Annotated in this window: 9 protein-coding genes, 1 tRNA gene and 1 pseudogene; 7 read left to right on the top strand and 4 right to left on the bottom strand. The window is 65.3% G+C overall.

Annotated features, from left to right (window positions below; genetic code table 11):
* Nucleotides 1–48: 48 nt before the first annotated feature.
* The 3 genes from GGD82_RS01790 (at nucleotide 49) to GGD82_RS01780 (ending at nucleotide 4,787) form a co-directional block, all read left to right on the top strand.
* Nucleotides 49–125, top strand: a tRNA-Met gene (locus GGD82_RS01790).
* A gap of 370 nt (nucleotides 126–495) precedes the next feature.
* Nucleotides 496–3,768: an Eco57I restriction-modification methylase domain-containing protein gene (locus tag GGD82_RS01785; RefSeq protein ID WP_150060479.1), complete on the top strand. Its 3,273-nt coding sequence runs from the start codon at nucleotides 496–498 to the stop codon at nucleotides 3,766–3,768.
* A gap of 446 nt (nucleotides 3,769–4,214) precedes the next feature.
* Complete coding sequence (locus tag GGD82_RS01780) at nucleotides 4,215–4,787, top strand: hypothetical protein (protein ID WP_150060480.1); 573 nt, start codon at nucleotides 4,215–4,217, stop codon at nucleotides 4,785–4,787.
* A 204-nt stretch (nucleotides 4,788–4,991) separates the two neighbouring features.
* Here GGD82_RS01780 and GGD82_RS01775 read toward each other — a convergent pair whose 3' ends face one another.
* From GGD82_RS01775 to GGD82_RS21515, 3 genes and pseudogenes are all read right to left on the bottom strand, one after another.
* On the bottom strand, nucleotides 4,992–5,249 hold the full coding sequence (locus GGD82_RS01775) for a hypothetical protein (protein WP_170284090.1): 258 nt from the start codon (nucleotides 5,247–5,249) through the stop codon (nucleotides 4,992–4,994).
* Complete coding sequence (locus GGD82_RS01770; RefSeq protein ID WP_170284091.1) at nucleotides 5,237–5,596, bottom strand: hypothetical protein; 360 nt, start codon at nucleotides 5,594–5,596, stop codon at nucleotides 5,237–5,239. Before GGD82_RS01770 ends, GGD82_RS01775 begins: the two co-directional genes overlap by 13 nt.
* A 225-nt stretch (nucleotides 5,597–5,821) precedes the next feature.
* Nucleotides 5,822–6,240 (bottom strand): annotated as a pseudogene (locus tag GGD82_RS21515) (IS3 family transposase); the annotation flags it as partial.
* A gap of 389 nt (nucleotides 6,241–6,629) precedes the next feature.
* Between GGD82_RS21515 and GGD82_RS01760 the strand changes: the two are divergent.
* The 4 genes from GGD82_RS01760 to rsmA are packed head-to-tail and all read left to right on the top strand — an operon-like array spanning nucleotide 6,630 to nucleotide 12,661.
* The gene (locus GGD82_RS01760; protein ID WP_170284093.1) at nucleotides 6,630–9,320 is read left to right on the top strand and encodes an LPS-assembly protein LptD; all 2,691 of its coding nucleotides are present in this window, start codon (nucleotides 6,630–6,632) and stop codon (nucleotides 9,318–9,320) included.
* Between the two features lie 10 nt (nucleotides 9,321–9,330).
* Nucleotides 9,331–10,656 carry a peptidylprolyl isomerase gene (locus GGD82_RS01755; RefSeq protein ID WP_150060485.1) on the top strand — a complete coding sequence of 442 codons (1,326 nt, stop codon included), beginning with the start codon at nucleotides 9,331–9,333 and terminating at the stop codon, nucleotides 10,654–10,656.
* Between the two features lie 56 nt (nucleotides 10,657–10,712).
* Complete coding sequence (pdxA, locus tag GGD82_RS01750; RefSeq protein ID WP_150060486.1) at nucleotides 10,713–11,759, top strand: 4-hydroxythreonine-4-phosphate dehydrogenase PdxA; 1,047 nt, start codon at nucleotides 10,713–10,715, stop codon at nucleotides 11,757–11,759.
* Complete coding sequence (gene rsmA, locus GGD82_RS01745) at nucleotides 11,756–12,661, top strand: 16S rRNA (adenine(1518)-N(6)/adenine(1519)-N(6))-dimethyltransferase RsmA (protein ID WP_150060487.1); 906 nt, start codon at nucleotides 11,756–11,758, stop codon at nucleotides 12,659–12,661. Before pdxA ends, rsmA begins: the two co-directional genes overlap by 4 nt.
* On the opposite strand, the gene GGD82_RS01740 is transcribed toward rsmA, so the two are convergent.
* Nucleotides 12,652–13,419, bottom strand: a complete 768-nt coding sequence (locus tag GGD82_RS01740) for a metallophosphoesterase (RefSeq protein WP_211364679.1) — start codon at nucleotides 13,417–13,419, stop codon at nucleotides 12,652–12,654. The genes rsmA and GGD82_RS01740 overlap by 10 nt on opposite strands.
* Nucleotides 13,420–13,812: the final 393 nt, after the last annotated feature.

Raw genomic sequence — 13,812 nt, 5'->3', positions numbered from 1 at the left:
ACGCTTGACAGGGGACGGGAGCGCCCGTATAAAGCCGATCCCTTCCGGGGCGGAGTAGCTCAGCTGGTTAGAGCAGCGGAATCATAATCCGCGTGTCGGGGGTTCAAGTCCCTCCTCCGCTACCATTAAGCCCCTGGAAACCTTGCGTTTCCGGGGGCTTTTCCTTTTCCGCCCCACATCTTCTGTCCCACATCTGTCCCACGCCTTTGACTCGGGCTCCGCAAGTCGTTGGGTTTGGGCGCCTCTCGGCGCCGGGGCGCAAACCCGCAGAACGCCGTCAGCGCCGAATATCCTCTACTTGTTCGGTGGGTCTGCGAGGACTCGGGCGGGCGCTTGCCGCATAGATGAGCGCAAGACGAGGAAGGAGGGCTAAAAATCCGTCCCACGCCGCTGTGGGACAGGTCAGGCGGTGGGCGTCGCCCTGGGCAGTCCTTGATTGGCCTCTAACCCCGTCTCGGCTATAAACGCCGCCGCAGGACAACCCGAGGGGGCGGCATGTACAAGGGGCTCTTTGATAAGATCAAGGCGGATGCGCCGGGCTGGGCCAATGAGGAAGAGGTCCGCATTAGCTGGGTGAGCCACCTTCGGGCTGAGCTTGATGTATCGGTGAAGGCGGAGCGGGGGCGGAACGACGCCCACAGCAACAACGTCATCATCGAGTTCAAGGACAAGGGGCTCTTTCACGGCAGCGAGACGAGCGCCGCCTTCAAAGAGGCCATCTTTGATCGGCTCGACAAATACATCATCCGGCGGGCGGCCGACGAGGGGTTGCCGGAAGAGGATTATATCGGGATCGCTATTGACGGCGACCATGTGTGCTTTGCCTTTCGCAAGGGCGGCAAGATCAAGCACCGCTCCCTGATCCCGTTCTCTGAGAAGGCGGTTGACCTCGTTGCTCAGGCGCTCGTTGATGCAGAGCGCCGGGCCGTGACCGCCGACAATCTCATTGAGGATTTCGGCCACGGTTCGACCGTGGGCGATGGGATGATGCAAGCCTTGGTCCGGGAGCTTGAGGCCCACCTTCTCGATCCCAAGAACAACAAGATCAAGATGTTGTTTGAAGAATGGCGCACGCTCTTCGGGCAGGTGGCCGACCTCTCGGCCGCTCAGGTGGCCGAAATCCGCCGGGCGGTGCCGCTGCGGGCGGCGGCCCTGGGGGATGATGAAGTTCCGGCGCTGCTGTTCGTGATCCACACTTACAACGCCTTCATCATCAAAATTTTGGCCGCCGAGATTGTCAGCGAATTTGGACTGACAGCCCACCCGGATTTCTGCGAGTCCCTGCTGAAGCTGCCCGACGATTTCCAGCTTTTCCAGCGGCTCGACAGTGAGCTTGAGCGAAGCGGGTTCTTCCAGGCGGCCCAGATTCGGGGCTTCGTAGAGGAAGCGATTTTCGGATGGTACGGCGATGCCAGCCTATCGCCGAAAGGGCGGAAGCAGATTGCAGAGAGCATCCGCAGCCTTCTTGTTCAGGTCGCCTTGTACCGCATGGACGCCCTTGATGAGGCCCGCTCCAAGGACGTTCTGAAGGCCTTTTATCAGGCCCTTGTGCCGGAAGCCCTGCGGAAGGCCCTGGGTGAGTTCTACACGCCTGATTGGCTGGCGGACCTTGCTTGCCAGCGGGCATCCGCTGCTGACTGGCTGCTGCTCCGGGCTCTCGATCCCACGTGCGGCTCCGGCACCTTCCTCCTTCAGTTCATCCGGCGGAAACGGGAACGGGCGGCGGCGGAAGGCTGGTCTGCGGAAGAAACTCTAGACCATCTGACAAGCAGCGTTTGGGGGTTCGACCTCAACCCGCTGGCGGTCCAATCGGCCCGTGTCAATTTCCTGATCGCTGTTGCGGACCTGCTCCACGCTGCAAAGGGGCATCCCGTGGAGCTTCCGGTCCTTCTGGCCGATGCGGTCTATTCGCCTGCCCAGGCGCCGGGCAAGGGCGTGAAGGTGGTTGAGTACGAGATCGGCAGCACGCACGCTGATTTGAAGATCACGCTCCCTGCTAAGCTCGCCTTTGACCGCCAGCGCCTTGACGACGTGTTCGAGGTGATGGGCGAACGGGTCGAGGCGGACGACGAGTACCCGGCCGCTGAAACCATGCTCAAGGGCATCTTGACGCCTACGGAGTTGAAGGAGTGGGCGGAGCCGCTGAAGACCACGTATGACCGGGTTCTGAGCCTCCACCGGCAAAACTGGAACGGCATCTGGTTCCGCATCGTCCGAAATTTCTTCTGGTCGGCTACGGCGGGTCGGTTTGATGTGGTCGTGGGCAATCCGCCCTGGGTTCGGTGGTCGAACCTGCCGGAGGCTTACCGGAAGCGCATCAAGCCCACGTGTCAGCAATACGAGATATTCTCGGACTCGCCGTATCACGGCGGCAATGAACTCGATATCAGCGGCATGATCACCTACACCGTGGGCGACAAGTGGTTGAAGGACGGCGGTTCGCTGGTCTTCCTGATCACGCAGACGCACTTTCAGTCGCCGTCATCCCAAGGGTTCCGCAGCTTCAAAGTGGATGGCAGCACCTACCTAGCGCCGGTCGTGGTGGATGATTTGAAGCTGCTCAAGCCGTTTCCGAACGTCGCCAACAAGACGGCCTTGATGAAGCTGCACAAGGGGACGGCGGCGCCTGTCTACCCGGTGCCTTACCGCACGTGGACCAAGGCGAAGGGCTACACTGCCACTATTCCGGCTGAGGCCTCTTGGCCTACGGTCGCAGGTCGTGTCGCCGTCGCTGAAATGGAGGCCAGCCCCGTTGACGGTAAGCGGGGGCCGTGGGCGGTTCTCAGAAAGGGCCGCTTTCACCAAATGCGGGCTATTCGTGGCGTTTCCGATTGGGTCCAGGGGCGGAAGGGGATCACGACGGACCTCAACGGCCTGTTCATGGTCCGGGTGCTTGACCACAACCCGAAGACTGGCCTTGTGCAGGTGCAGACCCGGCCGGAGGCCTGCAAGGGGCCGAACCGCCGGAAGATTGAACCTGCCTCCACGTTTTGGATTGAACCTGACTGCCTGTTCCCGCTGGTGAAGGGTGCAGCCGATTTCTCGGCCTGCCACTTCGAGCCTGCGGACCCTGACGTTTTCGTTCTGGTGCCGAACACTGGGATTAAGCGGCAGGACTACGAGGCCGCCGCCGCCTTGGTCGGCGGGCTTAGGAACCTCCGCAAGTACTTTGGCACCTACACCGCCGCCCTCAGTCAGCGGTCTACGTACAAGCTGCGGCAGCGTGCCAGCGATGCCCCGCCCTACGTGGTTTACAACGCCGGAACCTACACGTTCGCCCCCTACAAGGTGATGTGGCCGGAACAGGGACGCTTTGAAGTCGCTGTTGCTGAAACTGCGGCGGTTCCGCTAAGGGGCGGCCCGCAGCCCTACGTCCCAGACCACAAGGTCTACTTTGCCGAGGCATGGGACCGGGAAACGGCGTATTTCCTGTGCGGCATGCTGAATTGTTCCCTCGTCCGAGAGTATGTCGAAAGCCACACTATCGGCATTCAGCGCAGCAACGTCTTCAAGCACCTGCGGCTGCCCAGCTTCGACCGTAAGAACGGCCTGCACGCCCGCCTGTGGTCGCTGGCCCTGGCGGCGCATCGTGCGTCCGCTGATAAGCGGGAACGGATGCTTGATCAGATGGACCGGCTGGCAATGCGTATTCTAGTGGGTGAGTTAAAGCCCCGCCGCCCGGTGGCGACGGCTCCGGTTCGTCTGTACCGCCGCCGGGTGGAGCGGTCGGGCGCCTTCCTCTTGCCTGGATTCCCGCACGACGGGTAGGGGTGTCCACGCTGTCCACGGCCAACGAGCCCGAAGCGACCCTCACGAGTCAGCGCAGGGCGACCTTGGCGGTGGTCAGGGTGGGCAACCGAAAACTCAGGCCCCAGACGCACAAAAGCCGCCCCCTTCGGGGCGGCTTCGCTGCATTTCGCAGCGGTCATTTATCTCAAAGTGATCCAGGTCTGTGAAGACCTGATGACTTGAAAAGATGTCCTGGAGGCAACGTCCTCAGGGCATAACGCCCTTACCTCCCTTACGGGAGGATAGGGGGCGAAGGCCCCTTGTCAAGTTAAATCGGACATACGTGTCCGATGGGAACAATCTCGGAGGGGCGCCCCGGCGGGGCGGTTGGGTCTTCTTCTCAGCACTGCTTGCGAAGGAAGGCGGGGGTTGAAAAAGCCTCCGTCAATCTTCGGAAGTTTAACTTTGAAGAAGGACATCATTTCATGAACTACAATCTTATGGATATGGAAAAGATGATGGAAGTCCTGATGGCTTCCATTCCGACGACGCCGGAGAAGGCGACTGGCAAAGTCGGGCAGTTCTGCCGGAGCCTGAGCCGGGAGAAGGCGGTGTATTTGACCTTGCAGCCTTTTGAGGGGGCGGTCGCCGAGAACTGCCACCTCAACACGGCTGAGGCCGTTCGGCGCTTCGGCGGCCGGGTCGTTTACGGCTGGACCGTCTGGGTCAGCCGTAGCTGCGCTGAGGCGATCTTCCACAGCGTGTGGGAGACGCCGGAGGGAGAGTTGAAGGACATTACGCCCAAGGCTGACGGAGAGGGGGAAATCCTCTTTGTACCCGACCCGAAGCGGTCGCGCGACCTTGAGGAAGGTTGGAGCTATTCCAACCGCTTTCACGCTTTCCGGAAAGGAAAGACGACCTTCGTTTACGGCGGCGTTGAGGCGCCTGAGCGCTATCGGATTGCGAAGAAGTTCCTCAATCCGATCCGTGAGGCTCACGGCCTTGAGCCCCTGCAAGACGGCCGAGAAGTAGAAGGACGAGCAGCGGTCCCAGCGTGAGGCAGAAGAGGGCTAGGGCGGCACCGTGCCGCCCTTCTCTCGCCGCATCCCAGGCGCCCACCGGAACGCCGCATGCGACAAGGTAGGCCAGCAGGATGGGCGGCAGCCAGATTGCAGCAGCCACGGTCCAGGCGCCGGGTGTGCGTCGGCGGATGGCGCTGAGGCTGGCGGCGGCAAGGTACATGGGGAGGAAACGGGTAAGCCTCATCGCCCTGGCTCCTTGTCCCGCCGGGGATCGCCCACGACCCGCAAATTAGGGCGCTTGCGGGCGTGTCTTTGACGGTCAGTGCCAAGCCCCAGCTTGGGCGGTGCCTGGATGGGCTGGGCCTGGGGCTGGCGGGTGTTCTCGGCAGCCTGCTGCCCGAGGGCCATGGTGCGGCAGGCATCCATGGCGGCGTCCGGTAGCGGCGTCCCGGCCAGCAGGGCGGATAGGACTTGGACCAAAGCCGTCAAGATGGGCACGAGGTCGTCCCGGTCTTGAGCCAGCGCAAGAGGTAGCTGCATTTCATTCCTGGCGTCCCGTAGACGGCGCCAGTCGCGGGGGCGCGCACCCGCTTGATTCCGCGCACACGATAGACGGGCATGGTGATGCGAGACGCCCAGCGGGGCATGTGGATCGATGGGCGCCATTTGACGGCGCTTTCCGGCGGGTATGGCGTGTCGAACCCATGGCGCGCGCATTCGGCCTCGTAGCCGGAGGCGCGGTACAGAACCCATCCAGGGTCCACGGTCCCGACCAGCGTGAACACCTCGCGCCCCCACAGCCGGTCGGCCGGGGCGTAGGGCAGAAGGCGGACATCTTCCAGCACCGCGCCCCCGCCAACAGCAGCGGCAGTGAACCGAACGCCCCCTTTGTGGGACTGCCAACATAGGAGCAACCCGAGACTGGGGGAGTGACGACCGCTTCGACATCACCATCATAGTAGGCATCCGAAAACGGCTGCGGCGCCAGGGCCCGCCGCGTCTGCGTTTTCCTGCCGTCCAGCAACACACGGGCCATCGGCCCACTGAACAGGATGGGCTTGGTGGCCATCACGCCGCCCTCTTCTTCGCCGCGGCAGTCCGTCGTCCGTGTACATCCGGTAGACCCGCTTGTGGTTGATGCAAACGCCCTCGCGCCGCAACAGAACCGTCAGCCGCCGATAGCCGAACCGGCGCCGTTCTGCGGCCAGAGCCCGCAGACGCTCCCGCTCCGGCCCATCTGGCGGTTGTCGCGTACGGTAGCGCACGCTCGACCGCCCAACCCCAAGAACCCGGCACGCCCGCCGCTGGCTCATCTGGTGATCCGCCACCAGATGCGCCGCGACCTCCCGTCGAACGGCGGGCGTCACCATTTTTTTGACGCCACTTCCTTCAGCATCGCGATGTCCAGCTGCGGGTCGGCGACGATCCGCTTTAACTGCGCGTTCTCCGCCTCCAGGGCCTTCAGCCGCTGGGCGTCCGACACGCCCAGCCAGCATGTGCGGGAGCGCGCTTTCGTCGCAGATGGGCAACGCCTCCGCCGCCGAGACACACCGCGTACGGGCTTCCTGCACGTCGTCGTCCTTAAAGTACGGGCGGACGTTGCCGTTTTCGGCTGCCTCACAGATCATGATGGTTCTTAAACTCCGTGTTCTCGCGCCCCTCTCACTCGACGCGCCTCACCCCGGCCCGGACCGCGCACCACCTAGAGGTTTTCGGCAGCGCCACCAGCTTCGTCCTCAAACTCCGCCCTGCGTTCTCGGAGCTCCCGCGACACATTTTTTTGACCGCTCGACGCCGGGCCTTGCCGGATCGGGGGCGGAAAAGCCATGGTTCCGGCCGACCGTTCCTGCCTATACTCCGCGCGTCATGACGGAACCCATGGAAGATCAACGTTTCTGGCGTCGGATACGCGGCGGATTGACGGCCGGCGCGGTCGCCCTCGCCGTGCCGCTTCCGGCGGTCCAGGCCGCCGGACTCAGCGCCAGCGAACTCGCCGGGCCCGGCACCGGGTTTCGGGACCTGTCGGCGAACACCGGAGCCCGAACCACCGCGACCGGAGCGGTCGGGGGCATTCTGGGAAGCCTGGACAGCGCACCGCGGCCGCCCTCCGACGGCGGGACCATTCACCTGAGACCCGTGCCGGATGGTGCGGCTAGGGTGCCGTCCGGCGCGCCGACCGGCGGGCTGCCCGCCACGCCCCGCCTGGATCCGAGCGCACCGATGGTCGTACCGACCCCGCGCCTGCGCCCGGTCGCAGAGACGCTGGCACCGGCCTCGGCACCATCGACCCCGTCGCCATCCGCCCTATCGTCGCCCGCGCCGGTTCCACCAACTCGTCCTTCGGCCGCCGCCACCAGCACGACGGGCCAGGGTCCCTCCCCGGCCACGCCCTCATCGGCCACGCCCGCACGGTCGCCCACCCAAGCGCCGGCCTCCCCCACACCGGTCACAGCCCCCGATGCGGACTCACCGGCGCCCACCCTGATCCGCGCCGATGAATTGCGCCACGAGCGTGATCTCGGCATCTACAGCGCGCGCGGCAATGTGGAGTTGACGAACGGCCCCCGCGTCGTTCTGGCGGACATGGTGTCGTACAACGAGCGCACGGATACCCTCACCGCCAACGGCAACGTCCGTGTGGTCGAGGACGACGGCACCACCTATTTCGCCAACTACGTGGAGCTCTCCTCCGACTTCAAGGATGGCTTCGTCCGGGACATGTCGGTGCTGCTGGCCGACCGCTCCCGCATCAGCGCGGTCTACGCCACCCGCACGGCCGGAGAACGGAAGGACTTCTGGAAGGGTGTTTACACGGCGTGCGACACGTGTTCACCCAGCGCCGGCTCAGTCTGGCCGACCCTGAGCGGCAACGAGACCGGAACACGCGAGCGCATGCCTCCGGTCTGGCAGATCCGGGCGGCGCATGTGACCCACGACGAGGTCGCGCGGGATATCGTCTACCGCGACGCCGTCCTTGAGGTATTCGGCCTGCCGGTCGCCTACACCCCGTATCTGGAGCAGCCGGATCCGACCGTGTACCGCCGCTCCGGTATATTGTCCCCCACGATCGGGGTCGACGACCAGCTCGGCTTCTGGACCGAGGTTCCCTATTATTTCGTCATCGATGACCACCAGGACGCCACCCTTGCGGCCCGCGCCATGAGCGACGAGGGCTGGCTGCTCCGTCCCGAATACCGGCTGCGCTTTGCCGAAGGCGAGTTAAGCCTGGACGGAAGCCTGACCGACGACGGGGACGACGGGCTGTCCGGCCACCTCGACAGCCGGGCCCGCTGGCATATCAACGACGTCTGGCGCGCCGGCCTCGACAGCGAGTTGGCGGCGTTCGACGACTACCGCGACCGCTACGCCTTCGATGACCCGGACTGGCTTACGAACCATGCCTGGGTCGAGGCCTTTTCCGGGCGCAGCTACGCGGCTATCGAAGGGTTCGCGTACAACGACACGCGGGTGGGCAGCAACGACGAACGCAACCCCTTCGTTCTGCCGCTGATGACCTACGATTATGAAAGCGAGCCGATCGCGTTCGGGGGGCAGACCCTGCTCGACGCCAGCGTCCAGAGCATTTACCGCGAGGAAGGCGCGACCAGCACGCGCCTGTCCGGGTCGGCCGGGTGGTACCAGCCGGGAACGACGGGATGGGGGCTGGCCTATGAGGCGGAGGGGCGGCTGAACGCCGACCTATACACCATCGACAATGCCAACACGGTGGACGGGGATCCATCGACCGGCTTCGACGGCACCGTCTCTCGGCTGTATCCGTCCGCCCATGTTGCCCTGCGCTACCCCATGGTCCGGAACGGAGCGGAGCACCAGCAGATCGTGGAGCCGGTCGTGTCCCTGTCGGCGGCTCCACCGGGATTGAACACGCGCCACATTCCCAACGAGGACAGTCAGGTTTCGGAACTGCACCAAGCCAACCTGTTTCCGGGGGATCGGACCGCCGGGCGGGATCGCATCGACGATGGCGTGTCCGTCAACTACGGCATGAACTGGCGCTACATGGACAACGATGGCGGGGTTATCAACGCCCGATTCGGGCAGGCCTATCGCATCTACGACGCGGAAACCGCGTTTTCCGGACAAGCGGGCTACGGCACCGGCCTGTCGGACTATGTCGGCGGTATTGACCTGCGGCCCAACCCCTACCTCGATATGTTCGCGCGGGTGAGGCTGGACCGGAACGACCTGAACCCGAACACCGCCCTCGTCGGCTTCCGAGCCGGGGCTCCGGTCCTGAGCATCAGTGGAACCTACGTCAACGCAACCGACCTCGACACGCAGGAGGGCGAGGACTTGCCCCGGCGCGAAGAGATCGTGGCCTCGGTGAACACGGCCTTCAGCCGGTTTTGGGGCGCCTATGCCGGCGGCCGCTACGACGTGGCGAACGCCCGCACCGTGGACATCTGGGGCGGGCTGTCCTACGAGGACGAATGCCTGATTCTCGCCTTCGACTACACGTCCAGTTACAACGAGCTCGACGGCGAGGACGAGGGCGAAAGCCTGATGCTGCGCATTACGCTCAAGACGCTCGGTGAGATCAGTTTCTAGGAGGACCCTCATGCAGGATCTGGCGGCCACCCCATTGTTCCGGCTCCCGCGTCCCGCGCGTGTGGTGAAAGCCCTCCTCCTGGCGAGCGCCGTCGCGATGGCGGGCGTGGTCGTTCCCGGGACGGCGCCGCGCGCGCAGCAGGAGGCGGACATGGTGCTCCGCATCGCCGCCGTCGTGAACGACGACGTCATTTCCGTCTACGACATCGAGGCCCGGACCGAGATCCTGATCGCCTCGGCCGGCCTGCCCGACACCGCCGAGACGCGCACGCGGATCCGCGATCAGGTGCTGCGGGCGCTAATCGACGAGACCCTCAAGCTCCAGGAGGGGGAACGCCTAGGCCAGTCCGTGACCGACGAGGACATGGCCAGCGCCATCGCCCAGATCGAGCAGCAGAACGGCATTCCGCCCGGCGGGTTCGAGGATTTCATCCAGGTGACCGGTGTCGACCGGGGCTCGGCCCTGCGCCAGATCCGGGCGGAAGTTTCCTGGGTCAAGGCCGTTCAGATCCTGTTCCGCGATCGGGTCGACATCAGCGAGGAACAGGTGGACCTCGTGATGGAGCGGCTGGAAGCGGCACGAGGCAAGCCGGAACATCTGGTGAGCGAGATCTTCCTGCCGGTAGACAACCCCGCCGATGACGGCCGCGTGCTGGAGAACGCGCAGCGCCTGCTCGCGCAGCTCCGGAACGGGGCCTCATTTGCGCCACTGGCCCGTCAGTTCTCGCACAGCCCGTCCGCCGCCAACGGCGGCCGTCTCGGCTGGGTCCGGCAGGGCGAGTTGGACAAGACGCTAGAAGATGCCCTTCTGGCGATGGAGCCCAACACCATCTCGAATCCCATCCGGACGGTGTCGGGGTATCACATCCTCGCCCTGGCGGACCGGCGTCGGACGGCCGAACCGCAACCGGAGCGCGCGCGCCTGACGGTCAGCCAGCTTGCCCTCCCGTCACGAGGCCCCAAAGCCATGTCCCAGGCGACACGCGACGAAATCAAGACGGTCGTCGCAAACACCGTCAAAACCTGCGCCGACCTGAACCGGCTGGCCAAGGAAATGAACGTGCCGAACTCCGGACCGGTAGGCACCGTTCCCGTGCAGCGGCTGGAAGGTCCGATGCGAGACGTCCTGATGAACCTGGACGAAAACCAGGTGTCCGAACCCTTGCAGACCCCGGGTGGCGAGTTGATCCTGATGGTCTGTGATCGGCAGGTTCCCGGCGGCATGCCCACGCGCGATGAAATCCGCGAGCGCCTTACGAACGAGCGCATCGAGGCCCTGGCCAACCGCCGCCTGCGCACCCTGCGCCAGCAAGCCCTGATCGACGTGCGGATCTGACCGCCCTTCGCCTGCACCCCGCACGCGCCCCTCGACGTACACCGGAGCCCCGATCCATGCCGGACACGAACCGCCTCCCTGACATCGCGCCTCTCGCGGTGACCATGGGCGACCCTGCCGGAATCGGGGGGGATATCACCCTGGCGGCGTGGCTGACGCGCGAGGCGACGGGAGTGCCGCCCTTCGTGCTCATCGACGATGCCGATCGGATCGCCGGCCTGGCTGAGCGTTTGGGCTGGGCGGTTCCCGTGGCGCGGATCGAACAGCCGGCCCAGGCCGTCGCCCTGTTCCCTAAGGCCCTGCCCGTCCTGCACCGGCCCTTGCCGGTCCCGGTTCAGCCGGGCAAACCGACATCCGCCACCGCCGACGCCGTGTGTGCCGCCATCGCGGAAGCTGTCGCGCTGGTCCGCACCGGTGCGGCCTCCGCCGTCGTGACCAATCCGATCAACAAGGATGTGCTCCAGCACGCCGGGTTCCGGTTCCCGGGACACACGGAGTATCTCGCGGACCTTGCCGGAACCGGCGACGTTCCGGTGATGATGCTGGCGTGTCCGGCGCTGCGGGTCGTTCCGGTCACGATCCATATCCCCCTGGAGGCCGTCGCGCAAACCCTGACCACCGCAGCCATCGTACACGCCGGCCGGGTCACGGCCCAGGCCCTGGCGCGGGACTTCGGCATCGCGCGACCACGGCTCGCCGTGGCTGGCCTCAATCCCCACGCCGGCGAGCGGGGCCGCATGGGCGACCAGGAAACACGCATCATCGCGCCCGCCGTGGAGGCGTTGCGGGATGAGGGGCTGACGGTCTCCGGCCCCCTCCCGGCCGATACGCTGTTCCATCCGGCCGCACGCGCGCGCCATGACGCCGTGCTGTGCATGTACCACGATCAGGCCCTGATCCCGATCAAGACCGTCGACTTCGCCGGCGGCGTGAACGTCACACTCGGCCTGCCCTTCGTGCGCACCTCGCCCGACCACGGCACGGCGTTCGACATCGCCGGGCAGGGCACAGCCCAGCCGGACAGCCTGGTGGCCGCCCTGCACATGGCCGCAACCATGGTCGCACACCGTCAACGGACCGCCGCCGAGGGTCCGGGCCGATGACCGAGGATCCGGACAGCCGAGCAGAACTTCCGCCGCTGCGCGACATCATCGCCCGTCACGGGCTGGACGCCCGCAAGGCCCTGGGTCAGCATTTCCTGCTCGACCTGAACCTGACCCGGCGCATCGCCCGCGCCGCCGGCGATCTCGGCCGCCGCACCGTCATCGAAGTCGGCCCCGGACCCGGCGGTCTGACCCGCGCCCTGTTGGAACAGGGCGGACCGGTGATCGTCATCGAAAAGGACCGACGCTGCGTCGCGGCGCTGGAGGAGTTAGGGGCCGCGTTTCCCGGGCAACTCACGATCATCGAGGCCGATGCGCTGACGGTCGACATGGCGACGTTGGGCGAGCGGCCCCGCTGGATCGTGTCGAACCTGCCCTACAACATCTCGACGGCGCTGCTGCTCCGCTGGCTGCACGGGCTTTCGGGGCTGGATGGGCTTGTGCTGATGTTCCAGAAGGAGGTCGCGGACCGCCTGTGGGCACGGCCCGGCCTGCGCGGCTACAGCCGCCTGTCGGTCATTACGCAGTGGCTGTGCGAGGTCAAACCTCTGTTCGACGTCAACCCCCGCGCCTTCACACCACCGCCGAAGGTCAACTCCGCCGTCGTCCGGCTGACGCCCCGCCCAAGCCCCCTGGTGGATGTTCCGATTGAGGCCGTAGAGCGGGCCACCGCGACGCTGTTCGGGCAGCGCCGCAAAATGGTTCGGGCGCCGCTAAAAGCGTTGGGGGATCCGGGCGCCATCTGCGAGGCCTGCGACATCGATCCCACCCAGCGGGCGGAGCAGTTGCCAGTCGAAACCATTCTGAAGGTCGCCGCGCTGATCGCCGGCCGAGGGACCACCGCGTCTGAGGACGAGCGGGACGCAAACCCGTCCACGACGGACGCCCCGCCTCAGGTCTGAAGGAAGCGCAGGCGGTCCCCTTCGAACACGCCGCAGCTCAGCCGGCCGGTGTCATGCGCGCCGGTATCCAGGGCGATCCGGTTCGTCAGCACCAACGGGCGGGGCGTGATGGTATGGCCGTGCACAACGACGCACCCAAAATCGGCGTCGCTGGTCAGGAACGGTCCGCGAATCCATAGCAGGTCCTCGGCGGCTTGGTTTTCCGGCGCGACCCCCGGCCGAACGCCGGCATGGACGAAAAGGTATGCCCCTTCCCGGTGTTGAAGCGCCAAGCGCCGCAGGAACACCATGTGCCGCTCCGGAAGGGCGTCGAGCACGGCAGCCCGGAGGTTGTTTTCCTCCTCGCCGGTCAGGTACACGCCATGCGGGGCCTCGACACCGTAGCTGGCCAGGGTCGCAAGCCCGCCATTGTACAGCCAGCCGGCCGGATCGCCCTCCCCATCCAGAAACGAGACCAGAAACTGCTCGTGGTTGCCCATGAGGAACACGGTCTCAAGACCTTTGGGCATCCCGTTGCTCAGGATGTCGAGCACACGACGCGAGCGCGGTCCCCGGTCGATGTAATCCCCCAGAAAGACGCCGACGAACCGGTCGACCCCTGTCGCGTCGCGCGCCATGTCCATGTCGATGCGGTCCAGCATCTGGTCCAGCAGATCCGCGCGTCCGTGAATATCACCGATGGCGTAGACCCGAACCCCGTCTGGAACCCGGCCGGGTGCCGGGATCCAGAAGTCGACAGGCCAGGCAGCGTCCATCATCGTCACCAGGTTATGTCCCCTCTCGGCCCCAACAAAGCGGAGCACCACGTGTGTGTCGAACCGATCTCGTGCTCTGAACCAACGTCCGTGCCTGTCAGCCCGTTCCTGACCACACGGCCGCGTCCGACCCTATCCCTCACTGCCGTCATTGCACCGCGGGGTTGCTTGGCATCGTCCCACCGTATCCTCACGACACGGATTCTTAACGAGCCACCTGTCACAACGCAGGGTGATGGGCACCGTCACACGCGACGCCCGCGCCCCATTGCATCGAAAAATCCATCCACATTGCCGGATCCGGACAGAACCGTGTTATCATTGGATCCGCGTGGAGGTTGTCTCCCTTTCGATGCAGTCCCATGTCACCGTCGGAACATGTAGTGTAACACATGG

The sequence above is a fragment of the Roseospira marina genome, from assembly GCF_014197855.1.
GTDB lineage: Bacteria > Pseudomonadota > Alphaproteobacteria > Rhodospirillales > Rhodospirillaceae > Rhodospira > Rhodospira marina.
Note: the sequence above shows the minus strand (reverse complement) of the source record. Positions and strands in the feature narration are given on the sequence as shown.